Source organism: Micromonospora sp. DT231, assembly GCF_049847025.1.
GTDB lineage: Bacteria > Actinomycetota > Actinomycetes > Mycobacteriales > Micromonosporaceae > Micromonospora.
This window is the reverse complement of sequence record NZ_JBNCNO010000005.1, coordinates 23952-36913: the sequence shown is the minus strand read 5'-3', so window position 1 is coordinate 36913 and position 12962 is coordinate 23952. Positions and strand designations below refer to the sequence as shown.

The following is a 12962-nucleotide window of genomic DNA, read 5'->3' as shown; positions in this document are numbered from 1 at the left end:
GCCTGTCGCACCGGCTGTGACGCGTTGACTGACGTCACTGTGGACGGACGTTGCCGCGCAACCGATCGGAGTATGGTTCGCACCGACTTCCGTGGACGATGGCAAGGAGCACGAGGGTGCCAGATCCGCAGCCGGCGCAGCGTCTCGTCGCCGGGCGCTACCGGCTGGAGAGCGTCCTCGGTCGGGGCGGCATGGGGGTGGTCTGGCGGGCGAGCGACGAGCTGATCGGGCGCACGGTCGCCGTCAAGGAGATCCGCGCCCCGCTCGGCCTGCCCGGCGAGGAGCGCGGGCTGTTCGGCGAGCGGGCGTTACGTGAGGCGCGCACCGCCGGACGGATCAACCATCCGGCCGTCGTCGCGGTCTACGATCTCGTGCCGGCGACGGCCGACGACGAGGCCGCCTACATCGTGACGGAGCTGGTGGACGCCCCGACGCTCGCCGATCTCCTCGACCGGGAGGGGGCGCTGTCACCGGAGCGGGTGACGGCCATCGCGGTACGCGTGCTCGACGCCTTGCAGGCGGCGCATTCGGTAGGTGTGGTGCATCGGGACGTCAAGCCCGGCAACATCATGGTGCTGCCGGGTGACGAGGTGAAGTTGCTCGACTTCGGCATCGCACGGGCTGTGGGGGACGCTCGCCTGACCCGCCAGGGGATGATGGGGTCGACCGGTTACCTCGCTCCCGAGCTGTTCCACGGCAACGACCCCACGCCGGCAGCCGACCTGTGGTCGGTGGGTGTGACCCTCGCCCAGGCCGTCACCGGTGAGCTTCCGTTCGAGGGGCCCTCCACCGCGGCCACCCTGCACGCCGTCCTCTACGACGACCTGCCGGCCATCGGCTGCGACGAACCGCTGTCCACGGTGATCGCCGGTTTGCTCACGCGGGACGTGGCCCAACGGCTCACCGTCGAGCAGGCCCGTGCGCTCCTCGGCGTCCCGGTCAGCGCGGTCGCCACCGGCCGGCGGGACAGCCCTGCCACTGGCCGGCGGGACGGCCCTGCCACTGGCCGGCGGGACAGCCCTGCCACCGAACGGCCCGGTCCTGCCGGCGGCGACCCCGAGGCAGAGGGTGAGGCCTGGGAGCGGCAGGCCACGACCGCGCAGCCGGGCGGCCCCGCACCACCTCGCCGGCGACCGGCGGCGACCCGGTCGACCGGCTCGTCGACGACCGGCTTCGTGGTCGCGGTGCCGGAGCGCGTACGCAGGATCAACATCGCCGCCCGCCTGGCCTTTCTCGCCGCCCTGCTCTGGGTCACCGTCCTGGTCGCCAACCTGGTGTTTGTCGTCGGTCTGCCGGAATGGACGGTCTTCCCCGCCGTACTCCTGCCACCGCTGGCGGGGGTCCTGATGCTGCGGAGCATCGTCGATCCCCCGCACGGCAAGCTGAGTGTGGGCAGCCGCTCGGTGCGCTTCGAACGTGGTGGCGGATCACCGCAGGAGGTGCTGTGGAAGGACGTGCCCAGCATCACGGTGTGGTCAGGAGCTGAGAAGCCCAGGATCGGCATCGAGCTGACAGGTGGCGTGCCGGCCTCCACCACCGACGTCTGGAGGCGCACCGGCGTTCTCCACGAAGAGGCCGGCAAGAAGCCGGTCTGGGTCGTCGGCGACGTCGTCGGTGTCAACCCGGCGCGGGTGGTCGACACACTGCGGGCCGCCGCGCCGAGCGACGTCCGGATCGCCGAACGGTCGCGCGAGCTGCCGGGTTGGTCACCGCGTGCCCTCCGGCCACTCGGCTCTCGGCGGCCGTGGGCGGTGCTGTGCTTCGTGGTGGTGGCCGGCCTGATCGCGGGCGGTCACCTCTACCTCCACCAGCGGCAGGCGGCGCTGGTGGCCCTGCGCGACGACCCCGTCAGCGCGGTGGCGTTCAGCCCGGACGGCAAGACCCTCGCCAGTGCGAACACCGCCACGTTCGGCATCACGCTGTGGAACGTCGCCGACCGCAGGGCCACGGTCGTCGTCCCGGGGCACACCAACAGGATCAACGTGCTGGCCTTCAGCCCGGACGGCAAGACCCTCGCCAGCGGTGGGGAGGACGGCGTCGTCAAGCTCTGGAACGTCGCCAACCTGCAGAACACGACCACGCTGACCGTCGGGCGCGGCGTCTCCACCCTGCTGTTCACCCCGCAGGGCACCAGCATGGCGGCCCTCGGCCACGGCGAGGTCAAGGTGTGGCCCCTGTTGTCTCCGGACAGCCGCATCGACGTGGTCACCCGACAGGCGGACGTCGAGACCATCCGCCTCAGCCAGGACGGCCGGGTGCTCATGACGCTCGACCAGCGGGGTTCCCTGCGCGCCTTCGAGACCACCAGCGGCCAGGACGCGGCCCGCATCGACGGACCGGTGACGCCGTGGGCGGAGGTCACGGGCGACGGTGAGGTGCTGATCCGCAGCACGGGCCCCAATCGGATCCTCGCCACCCTGGTCAGCGAGGCCGGCACTCCCGGTGCCACGGCATTCGGCCCGGACGACCTCTTCGTCACCGTCCGCCGGGACGAGGTCCGGATCTGGCGTACGACCACCGGCCGGACGGTGCACACCTACCGGCCCGGACCTTTCACCGGCATTGACCTGGCGTCCGACGTGGTGGCGCTCAGCCCCGCCGGCGCTGCCGCCCTGGGCGGGGACGAGGGGCTGCAACTGTGGACGTACGGCTCGGACAGGTGAGGGCACAGTCATGATCCTGCGGTTGACCGTGTGGGATCCCGGCACCGGGACCGCGCACGACGTCGAAGTGATCGCCGCGCCCACCAGCAGCGTGCGGTCTGTGCTCGCCGCGCTGCCCGCCTCCGTGGCCGGTCGTCGCTGCTTCGTCGGGGCCGTCGCGTTGGACCCGGCCGCGAGCCTGGGCGACAGTCCGCTGCTCAGCGGCTCGGTGATCAGCGTGGGCGGCCCCGGGCCGGTCGGTCGCCTGGCCACGGCTGGCGCGACGGGTGTGCTGGAGGTGCTGGACGGCCCGGACGCCGGCCTGGCCGTCGCGCTGCGCCCCGGGGCCCACCCGATAGCTCGTCGTTCCGCGGCGGCGCTGCCACTGCGGGACACCGACGTCTCCCGGAACACGCACGCGCTGCTGGACGTGGCACCGGACGGCACGGCCACGGTCACCGACGGCGGATCGAGCAACGGCACGTACGTCGACGGTGTGCGGATCGCCGAGCGGACCGCCGTCTCGCCGACCACAGTGCTCCAGATCGGCGGCAACGAGCTGCGGTGGACCCCGGTGCCGGCCGGGGCGCGGCGACTCGTCCGAGCCCCGGACGGTCGACTCGACTTCGACCGCGCCTTCGGCCGCGCCCCGGTGGTCCCCACCGCCGACGTGACCCTGCCGATCCAGCCGAGCGTGACCAGGGGTCCCGTGGTGGCCGCCTACCTGTTGGGTGCCGCGGGTTCCGTGGGGGCCGCTCTGCTCACCCAGTCACCCATCCTGTTGCTCGGCGCGGCGGTCTCCATCGGGGGGTTGCTGCTGCACCAGTCCGCACAGAAGAAGCAGGACGCCGAGCGCGAGGCCGAGTTCACCGCGGCGCGCAAGGTCGTCGAGGCGACGATCGCCACCCAGGTCACCGCCGAGCAGCAGGCACGCCGGGCGCTCGCGCCGAGCCGCGCCGAGATCGTCGACATCGCCAGAGGGGCCCGCTCCGATCTGTGGACGCGCCGGGCGGACTCCCCGCACGCGCTGGCGCTGCGGGTCGGGGTCGCCGACGAGCTGGCGTCGGTGACCGTACGCGGTGAGCCCTGGCCGGATTTCCAGCCCCCGAAGCTGTCGGCCGTCCCGGTCACCGTGGACCTGCGTGCCGTCGGAGTGCTCGGTGTGACGGGTGACGACGAGCCGGTGCACGCCGTCCTGCGGTGGTTGCTGGTCCAGTTGGCCACCCTGCGCGGCCCTGACGACCTGCGGATCGTGCTGCTCAGCGCCGACGCGGCGGGCCGACTGGCCTGGGCGCGTTGGCTGCCGCACGTCGACGCGGGCGAGACGACGTCCTTTCCCTGCCGGATCGGCAACACCACCGCCACCCGGGCCGACCGGGTACGGGAGCTGCGTACCCTCATCGCGTCGCGGCGTGCCGAACGCGGCCCGCAGCAGTTCGACGACGTGGTCGTCGTCCTCGACGGCGCGTTGGCGCTACGGGACCTGTCCGGCATGGACGAGGTGCTGCGGGACGGGCCGGCGGTCGGGGTCTATCTCATCTGCGCCGACCGGCACAGCATGAACGAGTGCCGGGGTCTGATCGAGACCGCGGGTGACTCGGCACAGCTCACCAGCAGTCCGCACGGCCCGGCGACGACGGTCTGGGTCGATCGTCTCGACGCGACGACCGCCGAGCGGCTGGCGCGGGCGTTGGCGCCGATGCGCGACCGGGCGACGCTCGGCGCGGCCCAGAACGCCATCCCCGGCGCGGTGCGTCTGCTCGACCTCCTGGACCTCGGCGCGCCCACCGGCGACGACGTGCGCGCGCTCTGGGAGCGGGGGCGGGGCCCACGGACCCGCGTCGTGCTCGGCGCGGACGCCACCGGCCCGGTGTACGTCGATCTCGCCGGCCAGGGACCGCACACCATGTTGGGCGGTGCGACGGGTGCCGGCAAGAGCATCCTGCTGCAGACCCTCGTCACGTCGTTGCTGCTGGCGAACCGGCCGGACGAACTCAACCTGGTGCTTGTCGACTTCAAGGGCGGCAGCGCGTTTCTGCCCTTCGAACGGTGTCCGCACGTCGTCTCCCTCATCCGGTCCACCGGCGAGACTCCCGCCGACGTGTTCGACGACGCGGCGGCGGCCCGGGTGCTCGCCTCGATCCGGGCCGAGGTGAGCCGCCGGGAGTCCCTGCTGGCCCGGTACGACGGGGAGATCGACAGGTACTGGCAGAAGCGCCTGGCGGGGGCGGACCTGCCGCCGCTGCCCCGACTGGTGATGATCTTCGACGAGTTCGGGCGGGTGCTCGACGCCGTACCCGACTTCGTCAAGGAGCTGGTGAACGTCGCCGCGAAGGGGCGGTCCCTGGGCATGCACCTCGTGCTGGCCACCCAGTCGTTGCAGGGCAAACTGTCGCCCGAGTTGAAGAACAACGTGTCGCTGCGGATCAGCCTTCGCCAGAACGAGCCGGCGGACAGCACGGAGGTGCTCGGAGTCCCCGACGCCGCCACCATCCCGGGCGCGTTGCGGGGGCGCGGCATGATCCTGTGCACCACCGCCGAGACCCGGATCCCGCAGCCGTTCCAGTCGGGCTACCTCGGCGACCCCCCGCCCAGCGGTGGTGCCGCCCCGGCCGCCGTGCGCGTCCTGGCCCCGACCGACCTCGGCGCCCCTCGGCCCGTCGCGGCGCAGACGGCCGGCGCGGGACCCACCGACCAGGAACGCGTCATCGCCGCGATCGAGGACGCCGCCGGTCGGTCCGGGCTGTCGGCGCCCTTCCGGCCGATTCTGCCCCCGCTGCCGGCCACCCTGACGGTGGACGAGCTGCCGTCGCGGTGGACGGCCGCCGCGCCGGCGACCGCCGTGCCCTTCGGCCTGGCCGACGACCCGGCACGGCAGGCGCAGCCGGCGGACTACCTCGACCTGGCCGGAGTCGACCGCCTGCTCGTCGCCGGTGGCCCGCAGTCTGGGCGTACGACGTTCGCCCGCACCCTGATCACCGGCCTGGCCGCCCGCTTCCGACCCGACCAGGCCCACCTGTACGTGGTGGAACGGCACCCGGCGGGCCTGGCCGAGTACGCGGCGCTGCCGCACTGCGGCGGGGTCCTCTCGGCGGCCGAGCCGGACCGGATCCGTCGCCTGGTCACCTGGCTGGATCAGGAGGTGCAACGCCGCGCCGCGACGGTGCCTCCGTCGGACGGCCCCCGGCCGCACATCGTCGTCGTCGTCGACGGGTGGGAGCACTTCGAGGACCACAGCGACCCCGCCTTCGTCGAGACGTCACTGCTCGTCACCCTGCGGGGCGTCATCACCGCGGGCGCTCCGCTCGGCGTGCACGTGGTGCCGCTCGGCGGCCAGGACATGCTCAACCACCGGCTGCCGACGCTCTACAACCGACGGCTGCTCCTACCGTTTCCCAAGGAGGAGACGCGCCGGATGCAGTTGCAGACCGGCATGGCCAGCCCACAGATCCTGCCCGGACGGGCCATCGACGCCGGCAGCGGCCGGCACGTGCAGGTGTGCCTAGCGACGGGAGCCGACGCCGTCGCGCCGCACGACACACCCGCGCACCTGCTGCCCCGGCGGTTCCCCGCCCTGCCCGCGCGCATCGACCTGGCCGCGCTCTCCTCGAGTGCCGACACCGGGGCGCCGTCCACCTGGATACCGCTGGGCATCGGCGGGCCGGACCACACCACGGTGGGCATCGACCTGTTCCACGCCGACTCGCACCTGTTGCTGATCTCCGGCGCCGGCGGGACGGGCCGCACCACCGCGGCGGCCACCGTGGCGCACGCGCTGCGGCGGCGGGGGATCGGCGTACTCGCTGTCGCCTCGCCCCAGTCCCCGTTGCCGAAGCTGCTCCCCGACGACGCCGGGCTTCGGGTGCTCACCGGTGTCACGTTCCGGGACAGCGACCTGCGCGAGGCCGCCGCCGCGTTCGGCGACGAGCCGTACGCGGTGGTCGTCGACGACGTCGACCGCATCACCGTGCTGCCCAGCGAACAGGGCTTCGCGAGCAGCCCCACGCTGCTCGACGACATCAGCAGCCCCGCCGCGCGCGGGCAGCGGGCCCTGGTCGTCACCGCGGACGCCGCCCCCCTGCTGACCGGTTTTCCCAGCCCGCTCACCCGTCTGGTCAACGCGATCGTGATGGCGGGGACACGTCTCGTGCTGGTCCCGGGCAACCGGTCGGCGGCGGTGGCCCACAACATCACTCTGGAACCCGACCAGTACCTCACCGGCCCGCCCGGTCGGGGCTACCTCGCCGCCGGCCGTACGCCGGTGTCGATGCAGGTGGCCGCGCCGTAGTCACCCGTACGTCGATCGCCGTGACCTGCGGTTTGTCACAGACGAACCACGTGGATCGACGTTCTCCTCGACAGACCATCTCGAAGGGGAGCACACCAGATGCGTATCGTCGTCCTAGGCGCGAACGGGGGCACGGGCCTTCGCCTCGTACAGCAGGCGTTGGCCGCCGGCCACGAGGTACGGGCGGTCACCCGGCAGCCACAGTCGTTCCCGGTCAGCGGCCCCGGCCTGGAGGTGGTGGCGGCCGATGTCACAGTGGACGCCCCGTTGGACGGCGCCGAGGTGGTGCTGTCGACGCTCGGAGTGCCGTTCACCCGGCAACCGGTTCTGCTCTACAGCCGCAGTACCGCGACGATCCTGGCGGCGATGCGCCGCGAGAGTGTGCGGCGGCTCGTGGTGGTCAGTTCCAGCGCCACCGAGCCACATCACCACGCCGAGGGTGGTTTCCTCCTCAACCGCGTCATCCAGCCGTTGGTCACCGCCACCATCGGCAGGACCACCTACGACGACATGCGCGCCATGGAGGCGTTGGTGCGCGACAGCGATCTCGACTGGACGATCGTGCGCCCGTCGGGGCTGTTCGACGGCGACACCATCACCCGCTACCGGCTCTCCGAGAATCGCTCCGACGGCATCTTCACCAGCCGCGCGGACCTGGCGGCCTGCCTGTTGGCCCAGGCTGGCGACACGGCGTGGGTCAAGCAGACCGTGGCTGTCACCACCGCGGACGGCGCCCCGACACTCTGGGCGATGCTGCGGCGGGAAGCGTTCGGGAGATAGACGAGATGGACGACCAGCAGTGGTTCGTGGAGCAGTTCGCACAGCACCGCCCGCGTCTGCGGTCGGTCGCCTACCGGCTGCTGGGATCGGCGACCGAGGTCGACGACGCGCTGCAGGAGGCGTGGCTGCGCACCACGCGCACCGACCCGGCCACGATCACCAATCCCGCGGCCTGGCTGACAACGCTCGTCGGCCGGGTGTGCATCGACATGCTTCGGGCCCGGCAGGCGCGCCGCGAGTTCTTCGGCGCGACCTGGGAGCCGCTGGTCAGCGAGTACGGTGATCCGGAGGCAGCCAGCCTGCACACGGACGCGGTGGGCATCGCGTTGCTTGTGGTGCTGGACAGCCTCGAACCCGCCGAGCGGCTCGCGGTCGTGTTGCACGACATGTTCGGTATGCCGTTCGAGCAGGTGGCCGCAGTCGTGGGGCGTACACCAGCGGCCACGAGGCAACTGGCCAGCCGCGCCCGCCGACGACTGCGCGACCACGCCTCGCAGCCCAGGGCAGGTCTGCCCGCCCAGCGACATGTCGTCGACGCGTTTCTGGCCGCCGCCCGCGCCGGTGACTTCGACGCACTGCTGGCCCTGCTGGACCCCGACGTGGTGCTCCGTGCCGACCACGGACGCCGAGCGCGGCTCGCACCCGCCCTGCTCACCGGCGCCCACGCCGTGGCCGCCCGCGCCGCCGACGCGGGACCACGATTCGCGCGCCTCTGCGCTCCCGCGCTGGTCAACGGGCTCGCCGGCGTTGTCGCCCGCGACCGGCGCGGCAGGCTCGTCGCCGTTGTCGGCGTCACCATTCACGGCGATCGCATCACTGCCATCGACCTGATCCTCGACTCGGGCAAGCTCTCCTCGGAACCTGCGCACCCGTCACCGCAGGCGTGACTGGTTGGCGACATCAGCTACGTAGCTTCCCGGGACAGCAGGTCGGGGAACGTCGCCTGGCCGACGCGACGCACGCCCTCGTGGCGTTCATGGTGAATCGCGCCGGTCCCGAGGGGCCGCCGCACGACGCAGGTCGCCGCCGCATCCCCAGATCTTGGACACTTTCCGTTCGCGCCTAACTGTGCGCCTAACGGAAAGTGTCCAAGATCTGCGCCGATGACCGCTGACAGCCCGGTGCGGACGCCTCTGCCGGGACTTGGGTCCGCGCTGGCCGCGTCGGTGGTGACACTCTGCTGTGGAGACCCTTACGCTCGGGAGGCGTTTCGCTCGATCGGGTCGAGCTGGCGAACGCACGCCGTCAGTGGCATGAGTAGTCGATCTTCCGGTTTGGGGAGCTTTGCATGGCCGACTTACCGCACCCGCTCGCCGCTTTCATCGTGAACGAGATCCGCCGGTCCCGAGGGGCCGCCGGGATGACGCAGGAGGCTTTCGGCCGGGGCGCCGGTTTCAGCGCGTCCCACGTCAGTGCCGTGGAGAGTGAGACGCGAGCGTTGACGATGGACTTCATCAAGGGCGCGGACCGGGCGGTCAAGAACGGCGGCCTGTTCCAGCGCATGGTGGCGGAGCTGGGCGCACCATCCTGGTTCCTGCCGTGGCTCGACGCCGAGCGCGTCGCGACTCAGCTTCGGTCCTGGCAACCGTCCCTGATTCCTGGCCTACTCCAGACCGAGCACTACGCTCGAGCGGTCATTCGCTGCGACGACGCGCTGGGTGATGAGGATGTCGAAAAGCGACTTGCAGCTCGGCTCGACCGGCAATCGATTCTCACCCAGCCGAAGGCACCGCAATTCGTTGCGGTCATCGGCGAGGAGGTGCTGCGACGGGCGGGCGAAGACTTTCGGGGGATCATGGTCGGACAGATCACGCACTTGTTGACCTTGGTCGAGCGTCCGAACATCAGTGTCCACGTCGTGCCGGCCGACGTGAGCATGCATGCCGGGCTCACCGGTCCGTTCATCCTGGCACGGGCCGCCGATGGCAAATGGGTGGGCCAGTTGGAGAACCAGCTTGGCGGGGCGGTCATCAGCAACGACGATGACATAGCTACGCTTCTCTCGAAGTGGGAGACCGTACGGAACGAGGCTCTACCTCGGCGGCAGTCAACCGACCTGATGAAGGAAGTGGTGACGTCATGGACCTGACCGGCGCTACGTGGCGCAAGTCCAGTCGCAGCGGCTCCAGCGGTGGCGACTGCGTCGAGGTTGCGGACAATCTGCCCGGCATCGTCGGTGTGCGGGACTCCAAGGACCCGACCGGGCCGGCGCTTGTCTTCGGGCCGGCGGCCTGGCGCGCGTTCGTCACCGAGGTCACCCGGCGGTCGTAACCGTCCCCCAGCACACGCCCGGTCGTAACCGTCCCCCAGCACACGCCCGGTCGTAGCCGTCCCCCAGCACACGCCGAAGCGCCCGCCCCCGCAACCACGGGGACGGGCGCTTTCGCGGTGCGGGATCGTCAGCCGACCACCGACCGCAGCGGCACCTTTGCGTCGCGCAGCGCGCGTACCAGGTCCCTCGCGAACGGGTGTTCGTCGACCTGGAGGCCCTGCGGGTTGGGGATCACGACGTACGCCGAGCTGTCCTTCGCGGACGTCCGCGCGTCGGTGGTGAAGCGTTCGACGATGGCCCGGGTGCGCGGCAGGTCACTGGCCGCGACCTCGACGGTGATCGGCCGCCACCCGCCGCCGAGGTCCGGCGTGACCGGCGCGGCGGCGGCGCTGGCGCGCGCCGGGTCGACCCCGGCGGAGCGCCGGGCGTCCGGTGCGCCCGCCGGGTAGAGCAGCGCGTTCGCCACCAGGTGCAGGCCATTCTCGTTGTACGCCCGGAAGAGCGGATTGAACGCGAACAGCACCGCCCGACCGGCGCCGGTCGGCTCGTCGACGACTGCGGCCGTGCCCTTCAGGGTGTCCGCGCCGACGGTGTAGCCGTTGGCCCAGAACGTGTCGCCCGTCGGGTAGCTGAGCACGTTCGTGCCGGTGGTGCTCGGGTTGAGGATCGGGTCGCTGTTGTTGAACTCGAAGTCCTCCGCCGGGCGACCCAGGGCGACCGGGCTGGTGGTGTCCACGTCGACCCGCAGGTGCGAGCCGATCACCACATAGTCGGCCGGCCTGGTCTTCTCGGTGGTGGAGGTGAGCCCGGCCGCGCGAGCCAGCCGGGTGCCCTCGTTGCGCAGCCCGACGTAGGTGTGGCCCTGGGCGATCCAGGCACGCAGGTTGGCCTGGCCGGCGGCGGTCAGACCGCCTGTCGCGCTGCTGCCGTCCGGCACCACCAGCACGGTACGACCGGTGAACGCCTCGGTGTTGTCGTTGATGTCGGCAGTGGTGACCGGGGTGAGGTCGAGCCCCCACCGTTTGCCGAGCACGTAACGGGCCTCGCCGTGCGAGCCGGAGGTGGTGGAGACGCCGGTGCCCTGGAACAGCCCCACGTCGGGCAGGGTCACGGGCGTACCGGTGGCTGGCCCGCCCGGCGCCAGGTTCACCCCGAGCGAGGTGGCGAGCTGGTCGATCTCCCGGGTCAGCGTCTTCGCCGGCAGGGCCACCAGGCTGCTGTCCGCGCTGCGCGTGAGCGGCACGCCGCGACCGAGCAGGCCGAATGTCAGCTCCGCGGCGGCTGCCGAGTCGAGCCGGTACGTGTACGAGCCCCACGGCCACGCCGGGGCGGTCCGGCCGCCGGCTATCGCGCGGACGAGCTGGGCCTTCGGTCGGACGTTGTCGCCGGTGTAGATGGTGGAGACACCCATCAGCAGCGGGTTGCTCCAGGACGACACGTCGTAGAAGTAGGGGAACGGCGTGTACGGATCCTCGCCCATGATGGCCTGGATCCAGTGCTTCTGCGGCTGGTCCATCGGGATCCAGTACGCGCCCCTGGGCACCGTCACGTTCGTGGCGCTCCGGCCGCCGAAGACGCGTGCGGTCGGCACCCGGGTCGGTGTCTGCACCTCGTACACCTCGACGTCCATCCGGCGCAGCCGCTCGACGAGCTGGCGGACGTCGGCGAGCTGCCGATCCGGCAGCAGGAAGTACGAGCGGATCTTGAGGTCGGGCACCGGGAACTGGACCTCGTTCGTGGGCTGCACGACCTCGTTCGGTTCGAGGGTGCCCGCCCGGCCCTGGGCGAGGGCGTCGGTCCAGATGTCGAAGTAGCCGTCGAGCACCTCGCGCTTGTTGGCGGCGGCCCAACCCAGCGTCGACCACTGGGTGTGGAACTGCTGCTGGACCCGGTCGGCGACCGCCGACGCGCTGCCCTTCTCGTAGGTCATGCCGGCCGCGCCGAAGCCGGTGGTCGGCACGGTGTCGCCGTAACCCATGAAGAACAGGTCGTACGTGTCGTAGTTGAAGTAGCACTCGGTGAAGGCGGTGTCGTCGCAGGCGCCGTTGTAGCCGAAGCCGGCCTTGTTGGCCTCGCCGATCCGGTTGATCCAGTCCACCGCCTCGCCGGCGATCTCGTGGTGGATCGGGTCGGCGTTGGGCGGGAAGAAGTACTGCTTGCCGCCCATCTCGTGGGCGTCGACGAAGACCTGCGGCGGGTAGCGGCGCAGCAGTTCGAGTTTGCCGTCGGTCTCCTGCTGGGTGCGGGCGAACCAGTCCCGGTTCAGGTCGAAGCCGAACTCGTTCTGCCGGCGGGTCGCGTCGCGGCCGTCCGGGTTCTGGGTCGGGACGATGACGGTGACCAGGTTGTCGTTGCGCCGGGCGACCTCGCAGGACAGGCCCGCCGCCAACTCGTACAGCGTCTTGAGGGCCGCGTCGGTGCCGCTCTTCTCGCCGCCGTGCACGTTCGCGGTGACCCAGACGATGGCCGGGCTGTCCTTCGCCGTCCGGGCGGCGGTCCGCGCGCTGGTCCGACGGGGATCACGCAGGTCCCGTACGTCGTCGGCGATCTTGCGCAGGGCGGACGGCCGGACGTGCCGTTCGTTGGACACCACCGCGTACGGCAGGGGTTGCCCGGCCACGCTCGTGGCCAGCACTCCGGTGACGACCCGGTCCGAGGCGCTGTCGACAGCCGTGAGGTAGGTGCGGACCTCCTCGTTGGTGACGACCCGTTCCTGACCCACGCCGAGTGGGAAGCCGAACACGGCCTCCGGCGCGGGCACCGTGGCCAACCGTGCGGTCGGGTCGTCGCGGCACGGTGCGGGCCGCGCGGCGCTCGCGGCCGGTGTGCCGCCGAGCAGGGGAGTCAGGCCGAGCAGGAGCGCGATCGTGGCGACGCCCGCCAGCCGTCTCGGGGGGACCGTCCAGAACGAGCGCATCGATGGGGCCATGTATCGGGTTCCCTTCTCGGGGAAAGCCTCGCAGTGGCCGGAGCCTATGAA

7 protein-coding genes are annotated in these 12962 nt (G+C 71.6%); 6 read left to right on the top strand and 1 reads right to left on the bottom strand.

Annotated features, from left to right (window positions below; genetic code table 11):
- The first annotated feature begins 116 nt into the window (after positions 1–116).
- The 6 genes from ACPXBU_RS14575 (at position 117) to ACPXBU_RS14550 (ending at position 9981) form a co-directional block, all read left to right on the top strand.
- Entirely contained in the window at positions 117–2663 is a 2547-nt protein-coding gene (locus tag ACPXBU_RS14575) for a WD40 repeat domain-containing serine/threonine protein kinase (RefSeq protein WP_425758402.1), read from the top strand.
- Between the two features lie 10 nt (positions 2664–2673).
- Entirely contained in the window at positions 2674–6930 is a 4257-nt protein-coding gene (locus ACPXBU_RS14570; protein WP_425758401.1) for an FtsK/SpoIIIE domain-containing protein, read from the top strand.
- Positions 6931–7029: 99 nt separating this feature from the next.
- Positions 7030–7710 carry an NAD(P)-dependent oxidoreductase gene (locus ACPXBU_RS14565; protein WP_425758400.1) on the top strand — a complete coding sequence of 227 codons (681 nt, stop codon included), beginning with the start codon at positions 7030–7032 and terminating at the stop codon, positions 7708–7710.
- A 5-nt stretch (positions 7711–7715) separates the two neighbouring features.
- Positions 7716–8597 carry a sigma-70 family RNA polymerase sigma factor gene (locus tag ACPXBU_RS14560; protein ID WP_425758399.1) on the top strand — a complete coding sequence of 294 codons (882 nt, stop codon included), beginning with the start codon at positions 7716–7718 and terminating at the stop codon, positions 8595–8597.
- A gap of 401 nt (positions 8598–8998) precedes the next feature.
- Positions 8999–9799: a helix-turn-helix domain-containing protein gene (locus tag ACPXBU_RS14555; protein WP_425758398.1), complete on the top strand. Its 801-nt coding sequence runs from the start codon at positions 8999–9001 to the stop codon at positions 9797–9799.
- Positions 9790–9981: a DUF397 domain-containing protein gene (locus ACPXBU_RS14550; protein ID WP_425758397.1), complete on the top strand. Its 192-nt coding sequence runs from the start codon at positions 9790–9792 to the stop codon at positions 9979–9981. The genes ACPXBU_RS14555 and ACPXBU_RS14550 overlap by 10 nt, the downstream gene beginning before the upstream one ends.
- Before the next feature lie 128 nt (positions 9982–10109).
- On the opposite strand, the gene ACPXBU_RS14545 is transcribed toward ACPXBU_RS14550, so the two are convergent.
- Positions 10110–12911, bottom strand: coding sequence for a M14 family zinc carboxypeptidase (locus ACPXBU_RS14545; RefSeq protein WP_425758396.1), 2802 nt, complete (start codon positions 12909–12911; stop codon positions 10110–10112).
- Positions 12912–12962: the final 51 nt, after the last annotated feature.

Bases quoted from the DNA above. Each gene is read 5' to 3' on its own strand.
- ACPXBU_RS14570 (WP_425758401.1), top strand. From the start codon at position 2,674: ATGATCCTGCGGTTGACCGTGTGGGATCCCGGCACCGGGACCGCGCAC.
- ACPXBU_RS14565 (WP_425758400.1), top strand. From the start codon at position 7,030: ATGCGTATCGTCGTCCTAGGCGCGAACGGGGGCACGGGCCTTCGCCTC.
- ACPXBU_RS14560 (WP_425758399.1), top strand. From the start codon at position 7,716: ATGGACGACCAGCAGTGGTTCGTGGAGCAGTTCGCACAGCACCGCCCG.
- ACPXBU_RS14555 (WP_425758398.1), top strand. From the start codon at position 8,999: ATGGCCGACTTACCGCACCCGCTCGCCGCTTTCATCGTGAACGAGATC.
- ACPXBU_RS14550 (WP_425758397.1), top strand. From the start codon at position 9,790: ATGGACCTGACCGGCGCTACGTGGCGCAAGTCCAGTCGCAGCGGCTCC.
- ACPXBU_RS14545 (WP_425758396.1), bottom strand. From the start codon at position 12,911: ATGGCCCCATCGATGCGCTCGTTCTGGACGGTCCCCCCGAGACGGCTG.